At 65.0% G+C, this 15,628-nt stretch carries 14 protein-coding genes; 6 read left to right on the top strand and 8 right to left on the bottom strand.

Annotated features, from left to right (window positions below):
* Positions 1 to 2: 2 nt before the first annotated feature.
* Together AC5RVV_RS05320 and torT are read right to left on the bottom strand one after the other, a co-directional pair.
* Complete coding sequence (locus tag AC5RVV_RS05320; protein ID WP_494000339.1) at positions 3 to 1,517, bottom strand: sugar ABC transporter ATP-binding protein; 1,515 nt, start codon at positions 1,515 to 1,517, stop codon at positions 3 to 5.
* Positions 1,518 to 1,593: 76 nt separating this feature from the next.
* Positions 1,594 to 2,739, bottom strand: coding sequence for a TMAO reductase system periplasmic protein TorT (gene torT / locus AC5RVV_RS05315; RefSeq protein ID WP_494000338.1), 1,146 nt, complete (start codon positions 2,737 to 2,739; stop codon positions 1,594 to 1,596).
* A gap of 402 nt (positions 2,740 to 3,141) precedes the next feature.
* Here torT and AC5RVV_RS05310 point away from each other — a divergent pair, with 402 nt between their 5' ends.
* Positions 3,142 to 3,795 carry a GntR family transcriptional regulator gene (locus AC5RVV_RS05310; protein ID WP_494001283.1) on the top strand — a complete coding sequence of 218 codons (654 nt, stop codon included), beginning with the start codon at positions 3,142 to 3,144 and terminating at the stop codon, positions 3,793 to 3,795.
* 102 nt (positions 3,796 to 3,897) lie between these two features.
* Here AC5RVV_RS05310 and AC5RVV_RS05305 read toward each other — a convergent pair whose 3' ends face one another.
* The 3 genes from AC5RVV_RS05305 to AC5RVV_RS05295 all read right to left on the bottom strand — a co-directional run bounded on the left by AC5RVV_RS05305 (position 3,898) and on the right by AC5RVV_RS05295 (position 9,745).
* Positions 3,898 to 5,388, bottom strand: coding sequence for an NAD-dependent succinate-semialdehyde dehydrogenase (locus AC5RVV_RS05305; protein ID WP_494000337.1), 1,491 nt, complete (start codon positions 5,386 to 5,388; stop codon positions 3,898 to 3,900).
* 62 nt (positions 5,389 to 5,450) lie between these two features.
* On the bottom strand, positions 5,451 to 8,357 hold the full coding sequence (locus tag AC5RVV_RS05300) for an FAD-binding and (Fe-S)-binding domain-containing protein (RefSeq protein WP_494000336.1): 2,907 nt from the start codon (positions 8,355 to 8,357) through the stop codon (positions 5,451 to 5,453).
* Between the two features lie 116 nt (positions 8,358 to 8,473).
* Positions 8,474 to 9,745, bottom strand: coding sequence for an aspartate aminotransferase family protein (locus AC5RVV_RS05295; RefSeq protein WP_494000335.1), 1,272 nt, complete (start codon positions 9,743 to 9,745; stop codon positions 8,474 to 8,476).
* Between the two features lie 157 nt (positions 9,746 to 9,902).
* On the opposite strand from AC5RVV_RS05295, the gene AC5RVV_RS05290 reads away from it, so the two are divergent.
* The gene (locus AC5RVV_RS05290) at positions 9,903 to 10,517 is read left to right on the top strand and encodes a biotin transporter BioY (RefSeq protein ID WP_494000334.1); all 615 of its coding nucleotides are present in this window, start codon (positions 9,903 to 9,905) and stop codon (positions 10,515 to 10,517) included.
* Positions 10,518 to 10,654: 137 nt separating this feature from the next.
* Here the strand turns inward: AC5RVV_RS05290 and AC5RVV_RS05285 are convergent, their stop codons facing one another.
* Positions 10,655 to 11,452, bottom strand: coding sequence for a CPBP family intramembrane glutamic endopeptidase (locus AC5RVV_RS05285; protein WP_494000333.1), 798 nt, complete (start codon positions 11,450 to 11,452; stop codon positions 10,655 to 10,657).
* A gap of 333 nt (positions 11,453 to 11,785) precedes the next feature.
* The gene (gene arfB / locus AC5RVV_RS05280; RefSeq protein WP_494000332.1) at positions 11,786 to 12,226 is read right to left on the bottom strand and encodes an alternative ribosome rescue aminoacyl-tRNA hydrolase ArfB; all 441 of its coding nucleotides are present in this window, start codon (positions 12,224 to 12,226) and stop codon (positions 11,786 to 11,788) included.
* Positions 12,227 to 12,310: 84 nt separating this feature from the next.
* Between arfB and AC5RVV_RS05275 the strand changes: the two genes are divergently transcribed.
* The 4 genes from AC5RVV_RS05275 to AC5RVV_RS05260 all read left to right on the top strand — a co-directional run bounded on the left by AC5RVV_RS05275 (position 12,311) and on the right by AC5RVV_RS05260 (position 14,085).
* Positions 12,311 to 12,748: a VOC family protein gene (locus tag AC5RVV_RS05275; protein WP_494000331.1), complete on the top strand. Its 438-nt coding sequence runs from the start codon at positions 12,311 to 12,313 to the stop codon at positions 12,746 to 12,748.
* Positions 12,749 to 12,824: 76 nt separating this feature from the next.
* Positions 12,825 to 13,388: a dihydrofolate reductase family protein gene (locus AC5RVV_RS05270; protein ID WP_494000330.1), complete on the top strand. Its 564-nt coding sequence runs from the start codon at positions 12,825 to 12,827 to the stop codon at positions 13,386 to 13,388.
* Between the two features lie 2 nt (positions 13,389 to 13,390).
* Positions 13,391 to 13,516: a hypothetical protein gene (locus AC5RVV_RS05265; RefSeq protein ID WP_494000329.1), complete on the top strand. Its 126-nt coding sequence runs from the start codon at positions 13,391 to 13,393 to the stop codon at positions 13,514 to 13,516.
* 281 nt (positions 13,517 to 13,797) lie between these two features.
* Complete coding sequence (locus AC5RVV_RS05260) at positions 13,798 to 14,085, top strand: hypothetical protein (RefSeq protein WP_494000328.1); 288 nt, start codon at positions 13,798 to 13,800, stop codon at positions 14,083 to 14,085.
* 26 nt (positions 14,086 to 14,111) lie between these two features.
* On the opposite strand, the gene AC5RVV_RS05255 is transcribed toward AC5RVV_RS05260, so the two are convergent.
* A complete protein-coding gene (locus AC5RVV_RS05255) occupies positions 14,112 to 15,569 on the bottom strand; it encodes an amino acid permease (protein ID WP_494000327.1) in 1,458 nt (485 codons plus the stop codon).
* Positions 15,570 to 15,628: the final 59 nt, after the last annotated feature.

The following is a 15,628-nucleotide window of genomic DNA, read 5'->3' as shown; positions in this document are numbered from 1 at the left end:
CCTTATGCTGATGCGCCTACTGCATGCCCAAAGGCACCAGCGACAACGGCTTCGTTTGTGATTTGGTTGCCAACGAGCTCGGCCTGAACGCGCCCGCCGTTCATCACATAGACCCGGTCGGCAAGTCCGACGACCTCCTCGAGGTCGGAGGAGACCATGAGGACGCCGGCACCGTCACTGCACAGTTTGCGGAGATTGGCATATATCTCCTGGCGGGCCCCGACATCCACCCCGGAAGTAGGCTCGGCCACCACGAAAACCTTCCGTTCCCGTGTCAGGGCGCGGGCCAGAACGACCTTCTGTTGATTGCCGCCCGACAGGGCCCGGGCCTCGGCAGTTACGGACCGCGGCCGGATATCGAGCCGCTCGGCCAGTGCCTGCGCGAGGGAACGGATCCGTGCTCCGTGGATCAGCCCCAGCGTGCTGTACTTCTTAATCCGGTTGACTTCAAGAGCAATGTTCTCCTGAACGCTGAGGTCAAGCGCCAGGGCTTCCCGCCTGCGGTCCTCCGGCATGAAGCCGATACCCGCCTGGATCATCTGGCGGGGGTTGGGGCGACTGAATTTCCTGCCGTTGACCGAGACGGAACCGCTGGACAGGGGGATGAGACCGAGGACGGCCTTTGCGAGTTCACTTTTCCCCGAACCCACGAGCCCGGCCACGGCGACAATCTCACCCCGACACACCCGCAGGGATGCATGGGCGACCTTGCCGTCGGCCGTGGATGCATCCTCGATCTCCAGCAGGGGTTCACCCTTGGTTTCGGCCTTTTCCGGATAGACGGCCGCGAGCTCCCGGCCGACCATGTCGGTGATCAACTGCTCTTCGGAAACCTGGTCGAGGGTATGGGTCGAAATGAAGGTGCCGTCCCGCATCACGGTGACCCGGTCGCCCAGGCGTCGGACCTCCTCCATCCGGTGGGTGATGTAGAGAAGCGCCCAGCCCTCGTCCCGGAGCCGGTCTATGATCCGGAAAAGCCGGTCCGCTTCCCGTTCGCTGATGGCAGCCGTGGGCTCATCGAGAAGGAGGATGCCCGGTGTCCCGAGCAGCCCTTTCGTGATCTCCACGAGCTGCTGTTCGGCCCTTGGCAGCGTCCCAACCTCAGCGTCCGGGTCGATGGCTGCCCCAAGCTGGCCGACCTTCTCCCGGGCAATGGCCCGCATCTTGGTGCGGTTCACAAACCCAAATGTTTTCACCTCACGGCCGAGGAACAGATTCTCGGTGACGGACAGCGTTGGAGCCAAACTGAAATCCTGCAGGACGACGTTGATGCCCAGTTTCCGGGCATTCGCCGGTGAGTGGTGGGCGACGTCCGAGCCGCGGACGGTAATGGTGCCGCTGTCCGGCTGGTAGTTACCGAGGAGGATGTTCACAAGCGTGGATTTTCCCGCGCCGTTCTCGCCCAGCAGGATGTGTACTTCGCCGGGGTAAAGGTCGAGGGACATCCCTTTGAGTGCCCTCACGGGCCCGAAGGTCTTGACGATATTGCCGAGTGCAACGATCGGATGCTGTTCCAATGCCAGCTTCACTCCCTTCAGATGCGAGTGCCCACGAACCGGGAACACACGCGGGGCCCGGCCCCGCGTGGATGGATCAGCTCTTCGGTGTCCAGCTCGTCACCGTCTTGAAGTCCCGCGGCGCGAACATCTCGTTGTAGGGCACGTCGGCGGCGTTCTCCTGGGTGATCATCTTGGGCACCGGTCCGGAGGTGGGCGCCTCCAGCTTCTCGCCTTCCAGCATGCGGACGGCTTGGTCAACGGCCATGCGTCCCTGGATGGTGGTGAAGTCCGTTGGCGAACCTACGGCGTCGCCGGCCACGATCGCGTCGTACACGGGCGGGATGATGTCGAAGGCGTAGACGTCAACTTTCCCCGTCATGTTGGCGTTCCGCACCGCATTCACGCCGGCTTCGGCAGCAATATCAACTCCCACGATGTGGGTGATGTCGGGATGGACCTTGAGGGTGTCCTCAATGAGGTTCTGCTGGATCTCCAGGCCCGGATCGGCGCGCCGCATCTCCGCCATCTTGACGTTGGTTCCTTTGATGGTGTCCTGGAAACCCTTGACTGCCGCATCGGACCATCCGGCGCCTTCCGGCCCGGGGAAGAAACCCACCAGGGCGGGTGACCCCTTGGTGTCATCGATGATGTACTCGGCCGTCGTCACTGCCAGATCATGGAAGCTCACGAGCGCGTGGGAGAAGAGGGGATTGTCCTTGGACTCGGGGCAGTCCGTACCGTTGATGAAGTCCACCACCGGTATTTTCTTTTCCAGCGCGGCAGCCACCTGGGGGCACACGCCCGTTGCGTTGATGGCGCCCAGAACGATCGCGTCGTAGCCGCCGTTGATGCAGTCCTGCATCTGACTTAGCTGCTTGTCGAGGTTGGTATAGCCTCCAGCCTCGAACATGCTGTACTCAACCTTGTCCCTCTGTGCCTCGATCAGCGTCCCGTAGTTCGTGGCGGCCCAGTAGGAATCCTTCATGTGAGGGAACAGGACACAGATCTTCCACTGCTTGGTAATTTTGTCGTTTGCAATGGGCTCATAGGTGGTTTCCGTCGTCTTGCCGTTCAGAGCCGTATTGAGGGCGGGCGTAGTCCAGTTCTCCGCGGAACCGGTGCCCGTGGCTTCCCCGGTCTGCCCGTCTCCGGAGCCTCCCATTGCCCCGCACCCGGTTGCCGCCAAGGTGGCGGCCAGTGCAAGCGCGCCGATGGTGTTGGCTTTCCTGTTCAGCTTCATGTGTTTCTCCCAGCGCCGATAGCCGAAGGCCCGCCCGGCGGAGGCCGATTAAGTCGATTGCCTTTTGTACACAATCTGCCAGCGGGTGTTGCCAGCATAGTCCGTGACGGGGGTCACATCAACACTTTTTGCGCTGTTTCTCGCATCGCTTGAAGTTCAGTGCTGAAGTACGGCCTGGACTCGCCGCACCTATCGCGCGTTTCAGGTCTCGCCGGGCCGGCCGGGCGGACCTCTGCCAACCGCGCTTTGTTCGCGCCGACCGGCAGGCTTTCCGGGCCAACTCCGGGCTACGGAGTAAACTATGCAATTGTCGACTAAAGACATCTGACTTGGACAGCGATGGCTACGGGTTCGACCAGAACGAGTTGGTGGGGCTCAATGGCAGCGAGGATGGAAATCAGGATGAAAAGGGGAGTGCTCGACCCGATAGTGCAGGAGTCTACGCCGGCCATTATTGCCCGCCGTATCCGCGATGCAATCGCCCGAGGTGATTTCGCTCCAGGCCTCCAACTCGGTGAAGCCGAGCTTGCCAAAGAACTGGGGGTCAGCCGGGGGCCCCTGCGGGAGGCCATGCAGCGGCTCACCCAGGAAGGGCTGCTCGTCAGTTACCGGAACAGGGGCCTCTTCGTCGTCAGCATGGACGAGGACGATTTTCGGGACATCTACCTGGCCCGAACCGCGGTGGAAGCAGCCGCCATCCGCCGCTTGGTCAGCACGAACCCGGAGGACAGCGCGGCCCAGCTAATGAAAGCCGTGCGTGCCATGGAGGATGCGGCGGAAAGCCCCCGCGGCGAAGCCATGACCGAAGCGGACATGAGCTTCCATGCCCTCCTGGTTGAGCTCGCCGGCAGCCCTCGCCTGAAGAAGATGCACGACACTCTCCTGACGGAAACACGGATGTGCCTCAATGCTCTGAAAAGCACGTACGCTACGGCCGACAAGCGCATCGCCGAGCACAAACGCATCGCGGAAGCCATCTCCAAGGGAGATTCAGACCTCGCCGAGAAGCTGATGGCCGAACACATGGAGGACGCACTGATGCGGCTGATTCCCTAGCCGTCCCCTCGGTTGCGCCAGTGCTCCCTCACTTCCACATTTCCAGCCGGTGAGTGGGGGAGCCATTCGCGAGGCGGCGTCGTGGGACGAGGTTGCCAATCCCTAGACCCGCGGGATGGCCATGTACTTGATCTCCAAAAATTCATCCAAGCCCACGCGCCCGCCCTCGCGGCCCAGACCGGAGGCCTTGATGCCGCCGAACGGCGCCGCCGGATTCGAAACGATGCCCGTGTTAAGGCCGACCATGCCCGACTCCAGACTTTCGCCGACGCGGAGGGCGCGGTCCAGGTCCTGGGTGAACACAAAGCTGGCAAGGCCCCAAGGGGTGTCGTTCGCCCACCGCACCACCTCGTCTTCGGTGTCGAAGGGGATGACGGGCGCCACCGGCCCGAAAATCTCCTCGTTCATCAACGCGGCGTCGGGGCCGACGTCCGCAAGCACTGTTGGGGAGTAGAAGTAGCCGCTGCCCTCGGGGCGGGAGCCGCCGCAGACCACCTTGGCGCCCTTGGAAACGGCGTCGTCCACAAGTTCCTGGACCTTGTTGAGAGCCTTTTCCTCCACGAGCGGGCCGACGTCCGTGCCGCTTACTGCGCCGTCACCGACCTTTAAGGCGCTCAGCCGCTGGGCGAGGCGGACGGCGAAGTCAGCGGCCACGGAGCGCTGCACGAAGATCCGGTTGGCGGCGGTGCAGGCTTCACCCATGTTGCGCATTTTCGCGGCGAAAGCTCCCTCAACGGCGCGGTCCAAGTCCGCGTCATCAAACACAATGAGAGGGGCGTTCCCGCCCAGTTCCATGGAAGAACGCATGACGTTTTTGGCAGCCTGCTTCAATAAGCGGATGCCCACGCCGGTGGACCCGGTGAAGCTAACCTTTCGGGCAATGCCGCTTTCCATCCATGGGGTGACCACCTCGGAGGCTTTGGAGGTCGTGACCAGGTTCAGCACACCCTTGGGCAGGCCAGCCTCTGCCAGGACGTCCGCCAGTGCCAGCGAAGACAGTGGAGTAAGGTTGGCAGGCTTGAAGACCATGGTGCAGCCGGCCGCAATGGCAGGGCCGATCTTCCGGGTGCCCATCGCCAGTGGAAAGTTCCAGGGCGTGACCAAGACGCAGGGTCCAACGGGTTCCTTCGAGACGAGGATGCGGTTCTTGCCGTCGCCGCTGGTGGTCAGATCTCCGCTAATGCGGACGGCTTCCTCCGAGAACCAACGGAAGAACTCGGCGGCGTACGCCACCTCGCCTCTTGACTCGGCAAAGGGTTTTCCCATCTCCGTGGTCATAATCAATGCCAGTTCGTCTTGGCGGGCCATGATCAGGTCGAACGCGCGGCGCAGGATTTCGCTGCGCTCCCGGGGCGGGGTCTTGGCCCACTGTTTCTGGACCCGGCCGGCGGTTTCGATCGCCCGGCGCGCGTCTTCGGGGCCCCCGTCGGCGACGCTGGCGATGACTTCCTCGGTGGCAGGATTGACGACATCGAACCGGGCACCGGACGATGCTTCGGTCCACTCCCCGTCAATGTAGAGGTTCGTGCTGACCTTTGCGACGGCGTTGAGCGCCTTTTGTGACGTTCGGGAGCCGGCTGACTGAATGCTCATGAGCGATCCTTTTCTTGGTTGGAGGTGTTGTGGCCGGCGTTGCGTTGGGAAATCAATGCTGCTCATTCGCCGGGGTCCAATAGTTGGGCCAGGTGACGACCCGGCCTGGAGCCATCGATCTGTTTCACCTGCATGGCGCAGGAGAATCCGTCAGTAAGGATCACCGAAGAGGAATCGGTCTGACGCAGGGCCGGGGCCAGCGCTTGCTCGGCAACCAGCATGCTGATGCCGTAGTGGTCCTTCTCGAAGCCGAAGTTTCCGGCCACGCCGCAGCAGCCGGGCGCATCCACCACACTCTTGACGCCTGCGGACCTGAGAGCGGAGCGCTGGACACTGGCTCCGAAGACCGAGTATTCGTGGCAGTGCGTCTGCAGCACCACTTGTTCTGGAAGGGGGCGGGCCGGCGCTGGTTTCCATCCGGCGGTGGACAGCTCGTCGACGTACGTCGCAAAGCTTCGCACGCGGGCGGCAACCCGGCGGGCCCGTTCGGTGTGGACCAGTTCGGGCAGGTCCTTGCGCAGCGCCGCCGCACAACTGGGTTCCACCACCACGATGGGCCGATCGGTCCCGTCATCCAAAGCTTCCGCTGCCGAGGCCATGTGCTTTTTCGCGGTGTCCAGCTGGCCGGTGGAAATCCAGGTCAGGCCGCAGCAGGACTCGGCTGAGCATTCCACGGAGCCCGAGCCGGCCAGAACGCGGGCAGCGGAACCGGCCACCTCCGGCCGGAAGCCGCGGGTGAAGCTGTCCACGAAAAGCACCACGCCGTGTTCATCTGGAGCAAGGCCGCCGCTGTGGTCGGTTGCCGGACCGATGCCGGCGGCTGCTACTTCGCGACGCCACTCGCCGGCTCCGGCGAAACGTGGCATCGCACGCCGGGTGGTCAGCCCGCCCAGGGCGGAGGCGACCTTCGCCAGCGGGGTGGACATCACGGCGTTGACCAGAGGCGCGGAGCGGCCCGTGAGCTTAAGCCAGCGGGGCAGCCAGCCCAGGGAGAAGTGGGACATCGGGCGGAGTCTGCCCTTGTAGTAGTGCGAGAAGAATTCGGATTTGTAGGTGGCCATGTCGACGCCCGTGGGGCAGTCGGTGGAGCAGGCCTTGCAGGACAGACAGAGGTCAAGCGCCTCGCGGACCTCCTCGGACTTCCAGCCTTCCTCCACGGTGCGGGCGCCGCGGACCATGTCCTGGAGTACCCGGGACCGGCCCCGGGTGGAGTCCTTCTCGTCCTTCGTGGCGCGGTAGCTGGGGCACATCACGCCGCCCGCGTCCGTGCGGCATCGTCCCACGCCTATGCAGCTTTGAAGCGCGTGGACCCATGGGTCTGTACCGCTGCCGGTGGAGGTCTCGGGGGTGTCGGTTTCGGCCGTCGCTCCGCCTCCGGTGCTGACCGGGCGCAGGTCGAAGCTCGTGCGCCAATGCCGCTCGGGAATGCCTTGGAGCGCCAGATTGACGTCCAGGGGGTCAGGATCGGTGAGGGATCCGGGATTGAGGATTCTTGCCGGGTCCCAGATGCGCCGGTACGTGGCGAAGGCCGCCAGCAGGCGCGGGGAGTACATCAGGGGCAGCAGTTCCGATCGTGCCCTGCCGTCGCCGTGTTCGCCGGAGAGCGAACCGCCGTGGCGGACCACCAGCCGGGCAGCTTCCTGTGTGAAGTCGCGGAAGACGCGGCGGCCGGCTGGGGTGCGCAGGTCATAGGTGATCCGGATGTGCATGCAGCCGGCACCGAAGTGTCCGTACATTACGCCCGTCAGGTCGTAGCGGCCCAGAAGGTCGCGGAAGTCTGAGAGGTAATCCGCAAGGTTCTCGGGTGCGACTGCAGAGTCTTCCCATCCTGGCCAGGATTCTCCACCGGTGGAGAGGCGTGCTGAGAGCCCGGCGCCGTCCTCGCGGACACGCCAAAGAGCGGCTCGCTCCTGCAGGTCCGGCACGGCGTGCCCATCCACCAAGCGGCCGTTTTCCCTGAGTCGGGCGAGCAGCCGGTCAGCTTCCGCCCTGACCTGGTGCGGATTCCCGCCGTCGAGGTCCACGTACAGCCAGGCTTTGCCTGTGGGCAAACCCGTCACCGAGCCCTTGCCGCGGCGGAAGCGCATGGTGTCCACGATCGCCTCATCGATACCTTCGACGGCAGCCGGGGAGAACTCCAGGATGGTCATGACGTCCCGAGCCGCGTCGACTATGTCCGCATAACCCAGGCACACCAGCAGGGCGCTGGCCGGCTTAGGCACAAGCTTCATCCGGGCGCCGACAATGATGGCGCAGGTCCCCTCGGACCCCGCGAGGGCTCGGGCGATATTGAACCCGTTTTCCGGAAGAAGGTGGGCCAGATGGTAGCCGGAGACTTGACGCCGGATCCGTTCGAGTTCCAGGCGGAACTCGGACAGGTGACTGCGGGCCAAGTCTTTGAAGGAGGCGGTCAGTGCACCCGCACGCGCTGCGGAGTCGCTGTCGCCAGGATCTGTGGCACGCAGCCCGCCGGCCGTGGCCGTCAGGCGCGCGCCGTCCGAAGTGACGACGTCAATCTCCACGACGTGGTCGGAGATCCGGCCGTAGCGAACGGAGTGGTTGCCGCACGCATCATTGCCCAGCGAGCCGCCCACGGTGGCACGGTTCTTGGAGGACGGGTCCGGGGCGAAGGTGAACCGATCACCGGTGGCCTTCTCCACCTCGTGGGAGAGGACGGCGAGCACGACGCCGGGCTCGACGCTCACGGTGCCCTCCACCTCGTCGATCTCGTGGATCGCGTTCATGTGGCGGGAAAAGTCAAGTATCACGCCTGGGCCCATGGCGTTGCCCGCCATGGACGTCCCGCCGCCGCGCCCGATCAGCGGGGTTGCCGTTTCCCGGCATGCAGCAACGACCGCGAGCACGTCCTCGACCGTCCGGGGGAACACCACGGCAAGCGGGGTTACCCGGTAGTTGGAAGCGTCATAGGAGTATTCCGCTACGCGGCGTGGCGAGCTGTCGGCAGCCATGCCCGCGGATGTCAGGCGTGCAAGCACCGCGGGGAGACCTGCATCCGGTGCGCCTGTTCGGCGCGTGCCCGTTGCCGGGCCTGCGGGGGAGCGAACAGCATCCGTCATGGTTAGGCTCAATATTTCGAGGGAACGGCCGCGGTAACGGTGGCGACGGCGTTTTCGAAGCGTTCGAGGCCGGTGGCGATTTCTTCGGCGGTGACGATAAGGGCGGGGATCAGGCGGACGACATTGCCTGCGGGCCCGCACGTAAGGGTGAGCAGGCCGTGGCGGGTCGTCGCCTGTTGGACGGCTGCCGCGGTGGCGGCGTCGGGGCCGCCGGCTTCGGTGGTGAATTCTATGCCTTGCATCAGGCCCTTGCCGCGGACGTCGCCAATGGCGGGGAAACGGGCCTGGATTTCCTTTAGTCCGGCCTGGAGTTGCTCGCCGCGGATCCGTGAGTTTTCCACCAACCCTTCGTCACGAATGACATCGAGGGTGGCGACGCCGGCGGCGGCAGAGACCGCATTCCCGCCGTAGGTCCCGCCCTGGGACCCGGGCCAGCCCCTGGACATCAGTTCGGTGGAAGCGGCGATTGCGGAGATCGGAAATCCGGAGGCGATGCCCTTCGCAGTGATGAGGATGTCCGGGGTGGCGGCGGAGTACTGGTGCCCCCAGAACTTGCCCATGCGGCCCACGCCTGTCTGGACTTCGTCGAAGATCAGCCGGATGCCGTGCCGGTCGGCACGTTCGCGCAGTCCCTCCAGGAACGCCGCCGGGGTGGGCAGGTACCCACCCTCGCCCAGGGCCGGTTCGATCAGGAATGCTGCGGTGTCGTTGGGCGCGGTGCGGGTTTGCAGCAGGTAGTCCAGTTCCTTCAATGCGAATTCCACGGCGGCCGCCTCATCCCAGCCGTACCGGTAGGCGTAGGGGAAGGCGGACATGTGCACCCCCGGCATCAGCGGGGAGAACCCTGCGGAGAACTTCGTTCCGGCGGTGGTCAGTGAAGCCGCCGCAACCGTCCGACCATGGAAACCGCCCTGGAACACTACGAGGTTTGGCCGGCCCGTGGCCATTCTGGCCAAACGGATCGCAGCCTCCACCGCCTCCGATCCGGAATTGGCATAAAACACCGAGTCCAGGCCTGCCGGCAGCACCTCGCCAAGCTTCTCGGTCAACGCCAGCAACGGCTTGTGCATCACCGTGGTGTACTGGGCGTGAATGATCTTTCCCACCTGACCGCGGGCCGCCTCCACTACCCGCGGGTGGCAATGACCCGTGCTCGTCACCCCAATGCCGGTAGTGAAATCAAGGTACGTTTTTCCATCGGTCGCGTAGATCCAACTGCCCAAGGCGTGATCGACTGTCAGTGGGGTCGCCTGCTTCAAGAGAGGGCTAAGGGAGGCCATGCGTCCCATGATGCGCGTCACATTATTTTATTGTCAACAATCGTCGATCAAGTTAGTGTCAGAGGTGGGATACCGCGGATTTGAGCGGAGGCACCGCTCAAATCCGCCGGGGTGCCCGCGGTTCTTGATGATTTTCCGCAAAACACTAGGAGCAACCATGAGCACAGCATCAGCCGCCGTTGCGCGACAGGGTGTCCTGGCCGACGCCCTGGTCCCCAGCACCGCCTTGGCCAACACCGCGCTGGTTGTCGGCGGGGCAGGCCTGACCGCCGTCATGGCGCAGGTGGCCGTGCCGCTGTGGCCGGTCCCGATCACCGGCCAGACCCTGGCCGTCCTGCTGGTCGGCAGCACGCTGGGCCCGGTCCGCGGCATGCTGTCGATGGCACTGTACTGGGTAGCCGGCGTGGCTGGCATGCCGGTGTTCAGCGACGCATCCTCCGGCCTGGCCGCCGCCGTTGGCCCGACCGGCGGCTACCTGGTGGGCTTCATCGCCGCCGCGGGGCTGACCGGCTGGCTGGCCAAGCGCAACTGGGACAAGAAGTTCCTGGGCGCCACCGTTTCATTCTTGGCGGGTACCGTGATCACCTTTGTCTTCGGCATGGCCTGGCTGGCCATTTCCCTGGGCGCCGACCTGCAGCAGACGCTCGAGTGGGGCCTGTACCCGTTCATCATCGGCGGCATCGTGAAGTCGCTGATCGCGGCAGCCGCCATGCCGGCAGCGTGGAAGCTGGCGGCCCGACTGCCCGAGAACTTCGGTGACTCTCGCGCCTAAGGGACTCGACCCGCCCGTTTGGGGTGCCCCTGCTCTAGGACGTGATGCCACCCGAGGATACTCGTATCGTGTCCACTTGAATTCCGGGCTCCCTCAATGCTTGGTCCGACAAGACGCACCGCTGCACCCAGTCCAGTTCAGGTGTCGTCCGGGAATGCTGAGTAGCGATCCGGTCGGGATCCTGTTCGACGTCCCTTGGCGCGTGCCACGCTTTGTTGGTAGAGCGCCAGGACGACGGCGAGCATGGCTGCGGCGGCGATCTGCTGCCACTCTCCCTCGAACGCCTTGAGCTTTTCCGAGCCGGAGGCGTTGAAGGACCCGTGAAGGAGGCCGACGATGAGGATGCTTCCGCCCGCGCCCAGATACACCATGCCTGCCAGGAGCCTGAAAATCGGGGCGAAGAGAAACAGGACCGCCCAGTAGAAAAGCACCTCCTGGACGGGCGTCCCCGTGAAGCCTTTGTCCGCGAAGGCGAGGGGGAGGTGGATGAGGGCAAAGGGTAAGGCTGTCAGCAGCGAGCCGGCGATCAGGCCCCACCGCTCCATCAGCCGGTGCTGTACAACGGCGGTCCAGGCCAGTTCCTCCCAGATATTCGCCAGAACAGCCCCGACGAGGATGGCATTGAGGAAATAGTTGCCGGTTTCAGCCGCCCAGCCGGCTTCGGGTTGCCGAAAAGACCCGGTCGCCGCGGCGATCAGCAGGGTCAACACGGGTATGGCGAGCAGGGCGGCGATGTACCAGCCGACCCCTACCCGCCAGCGGACAGCCTGCCGAAAAAGGCCCCGGACGGCCTTCCCGCCGCCTGAGGCTGCGGTCACGAGGACCGCAGTACCCAGCAGGATCAGCAGCTCTGCCAGGAGCCCGGGCACAACGTTGCCCAGCAGAGCGATCGATATCGCCTGCGCCGCCCACGTCAGCCCGATCGCAATGACCACAAAGGCAGTTACCGGATGCCGGGCGATCAGGCGTCCCGCAGGGCCTCCGCGGGGAGATGGCGCCGGTTCGGCTCTCGAGGCACCGTTATCCATGCTCACCCATTCCATGATCAGGCGGCCAAGCCCGGCTCCCGGGACTGCAACGGGTGGCGGCGGCAGGGGGAGCGGGCGGTATGGCCGACACTTTTCTCCGCTGCCGGATTTGTGTCAAGCGCTGAAGTCCGACCGGCCGCGGTCACCGGAAGCATCCCCGGGGATGCCGGAAAAGGGGAGCGCAGTCGGGCCGGTCAATCGTCGGAGAGAGGGCCCCAGCGATCGACGCAAACAGACGGGTTACTCGGAGTTGGGGCGCCTGCGGTTGCGCTTGGTCTCCGAGCGCAACCGTTTCGATTCGAGCCGGCGGCGCCGCGAGCCAGCCGTGGGCCGGGTTGCCCGCCGGACGACCGGCGGAGTCACCGCGTCCCGCAGGAGTACGACGAGGCGTTGCCGCGCCGCAGCCCTGTTTTGCCGCTGGGAGCGGTGTTCGGAGGCGCTGATGGTGAGCACCGTGCCCGAGATCCTCTCGGAGAGCCTGGCGACGGCGCGTTCGCGTTGGATCTCGCTGAGCGCCGTCGTGGTGCCCAGATCGAGACTGAGCTGCACACGTGAGTCGGCGGTGTTGACGCTCTGGCCGCCGGGGCCCGAGGCTCGGGAGAACTGCTCGACCAGCTCTCCCGCCGGCACCCGGAGGCCGCGGGGCGCGCCGGGTCCCGGGGGCACATGCAGGTCGTCCACACGATTTATTGTGCCGCAACTCCGACGCGGCGCAGCTGGCGGAGGGCTTCTTTTTTGTCCTCCCGGCTCGCTAGCATGTCGCGCATGGCCATCAAACTGGAGAACGTCGGTATCGCCGTTCGCGACCTCGAAGCGGCGATCGCCTTCTTCACCGACCTCGGCCTGACGGTCCTCGGCCGTGACACGGTCAGCGGTGACTGGACCGACACCGCCGTCGGGCTCGACGGCAACCACGCCAACATCGCGATGCTCCAGACCCCGGACGGCCACGGCCGGCTCGAACTCTTCGAGTACCTCCACCCCGAAGCGATCGAGTCTTCGCCCACCCGTCCCAACGAGATCGGCATGCACCGGGTCGCTTTCTCGGTAGACGATCTGGACAAGGCCCTCGAAATAGCCGCGAAACACGGCTGCCGGCCGCTTCGCGGGGTGGCGACTTATGAGGACGCCTATAGGCTCACGTACGTCCGCGGTCCCAGCGGCATCATCGTGATGCTAGCCGAGGAACTGAAGAAGAACTGACCGGTGCCGGTGTCGCCGTGGGAACCCGGCACACCCAGCGTGAAGGGGCGGAACGATCATGGGAACCCTCGCCTTCGTGGCAACAACGTCCATCGACGGCTACGTCGCCGATGCCGACGGCGACTTCCAGTGGACGGGCCCGAGCGATGCCGTGTTTGCCGTTCACCTCGAGCGCATGGCGGAGGTGTCCACCGAGGTGCTCGGGCGGAGAACCTATGCGTTGATGGGGTACTGGGACACCTATCCGGATGGCGAGGACCGTCCTGTGGCTGAGCGGGAGTTCGCCCGGCGCTGGCGGGGCCTGGACAAGGTCGTGGTGTCGTCGACCATGACAGTCGAAGAGCTCACCTCGGACCGGGCACGCATCGTGCCGCGCCTGAGCCTGGTCGAGCTGCAGCGGGTCGTGGAGCGTGCGAAGGGTGTGGTCGAGATCTTCGGGCCCACGGTCGCGGCAGACGCGATCCGTGCGGGCCTGGTTGACGACTTCCGGTTCTTCGTGGTGCCAAAGATGGTGGGCGGAGGCCTGCGCGCCCTGCCTGACGACGTGCACCTCGACCTGCGCCTTACCGAACACAGAATCTTCGACAACGGCATCGCGTACCTGAGATACGTGCCTCGACAACCCGCCAAGGCACGGTAAGGATGCTGGACCCGCTGGGTGGCGCGGACGTGAAAATCGCCGAGGACGGCACCTGCACCCTGCCCCTCGAGGGGTTCGGCTGCAAGTGGTTGCGCCTGCAGCATCCCGAGGACCGGCGGCTCCCATAGGCCTTCGCGAAGGACGACGGCGACGCGCTTTAGGGCCCGAACACCATCCGTTGTACTGCGCCGCGTGGGCAGGCCGCGGCTGCAAGTAGACCTGCCGCTGACGAAGGGCAAGCATTATTGTCGAGTCCCGGTATTGTCTACAGGCGCTGAGGGGTGCCTACTGGTGGGAGGAGCCCGAACCAGCGGTATGGCTTGCCGAGAGGTTGTGCACGGCCTCGAAATTGCGCCTCTAGTATGCAGCGGCAGGCGGGGCTCCGGCTGATAAACCATTGGAGGTAGCCATGTTCGCACGAGTCAGCACTTACCGAGGCAGCCAGGACACTTCCGGCGGGCCCCCGGAGGATCTCGTCACCCGGGTGCTGGAACTCCCCGGTTGCCGGGGCTTCTATTTCCTGAATGGGAAGGGGAACGGCAAATCTTTATCCATCGCGCTGTACGACACGGAAGAAAACCTGGCTGGAAGTAAGGAAAGGGCGAAGAGTCTCCGCTCTGAGGCAAGCAACTCCTTATCGTTGGAGATCCTCGAAGTCGAAGAGTACGAAGTCGCCACCGCCGAGCTCAACGACTAGCGAGCTCAACGGCTAAGCGGCTGCCTTCAGGCGTCGGATGACCCGGGTACGGCCCGGTGGCGCGGGCTGTTTGGGTTCATGAGAGAGTGCTTGCGGCTGTAGAACAGGTAGATGGCCAGGCCGATGATCAGCCAAACCACGAAGCGCAACCAGGTTTCCCAGTGCAGCTGGAGCATGAGGAACCCGGAGGCCAAGACGCCGAAGGCCGGGACCACAGGCATCCACGGCAGCCGGAAAGTCCGCGGCACCTCAGGACGGGTGCGCCTCAGCACGATGACGGCCACACAAACCACCACGAAGGCGGCCAGGATGCCGATGTTGGTGAGGTCCGCCACGGCCCGGATGGGGAACACTCCGGCCAGCAGCGCCGACGCGGTGCCGGCGATCCAGGTCACCCGCTGCGGGGTGCCGTGCCGGTCCGTCGCCGCAAACCAGGACGGCAGCAGCCCGTCGCGGCTCATGGAGAACCACACCCGGGTCACGCCCAGCAGGAAGGTGAGCATCACGGTCAGGATCGAAACAACGGCGAAGGCGGCAATGATCGTGGCCACGACCGGCAGCCCGACCGACTCGAAGGCGGACGCGAACCCCGCCGTGGGGCTGATGTCCCTGTAGTTCTGCATGCCGGTCAGCACCAGCGTGGCCAGCACATAGAGCGTCATCGCGATGGCCAGCGACAGCAGGATCGCCTTCGGCATGTGCTTCTTGCCGTCGACGGATTCCTCTGCCGCGGTGCTCATCGCGTCATAGCCGAACACCGCGAAGAACACGGTGGCGGCTCCGGCCAGCACCGGACCGAATCCGGAGGGCATGAACGGGTTGTAATTGCCCGGGTTCACGAAGAAGAACCCCAGCCCGATGATGAAGAGGATCAGCAGGATCTTCAGCCCCACCGCTATCAGTTCGAACCGGCCGAAGGTGCGGGTCCCGCGGCTGAGGATCCAGGTGATCAGCAGGCAGACCACGATGGCCGGCAGGTTGACCACGCCGCCCTCGACCGTGTCCGCGGTGCCCTCCATCCACGCCGGGACCTGGACGCCGATGCCTTCCATAAAGGCGCTGAAATAGCCCGAGATGCCGATGGCGACGACGGCGACGATGGCCGTGTATTCCAGCAGCAGGTCCCAGCCGATGAACCAGCCGATGACCTCCCCCAGGGCCACATAGCCATAGGTGTAGGCCGAGCCGGCAAACGGGATCATGCCCGCGAATTCCGCGTACGACAGGGCCGCCGCCGCGCTGGCCAGGCCTGCAATGAGGAAGGAAATGAGCACAGCCGGGCCGACCGGAGCAGCCTCGGGGCCGCCGTTGGCCACCAGCCCGGCCAACGTGAAAATGCCGATGCCGATGATCCCGCCGACGCCGATCGCGGTCAGCTGCCAGACGCCCAGGCTTTTGGACAGATGGCTTTCCCCGCTCTCCTCCACCAGCTCCGTGATCGGCTTGCGCCTGAGGAGGGACTGGGAACCGCTCCAAGTAGCCATGCCAGACTCCGATGTTCGCGCCTGCATCTGCGGCCGGAGCCTGCGCCAGGGGCGGCTCC

The sequence above is a fragment of the Arthrobacter sp. MDT2-34-1 genome (genome assembly GCF_059091365.1).
Note: the sequence above shows the minus strand (reverse complement) of the source record. Positions and strands in the feature narration are given on the sequence as shown.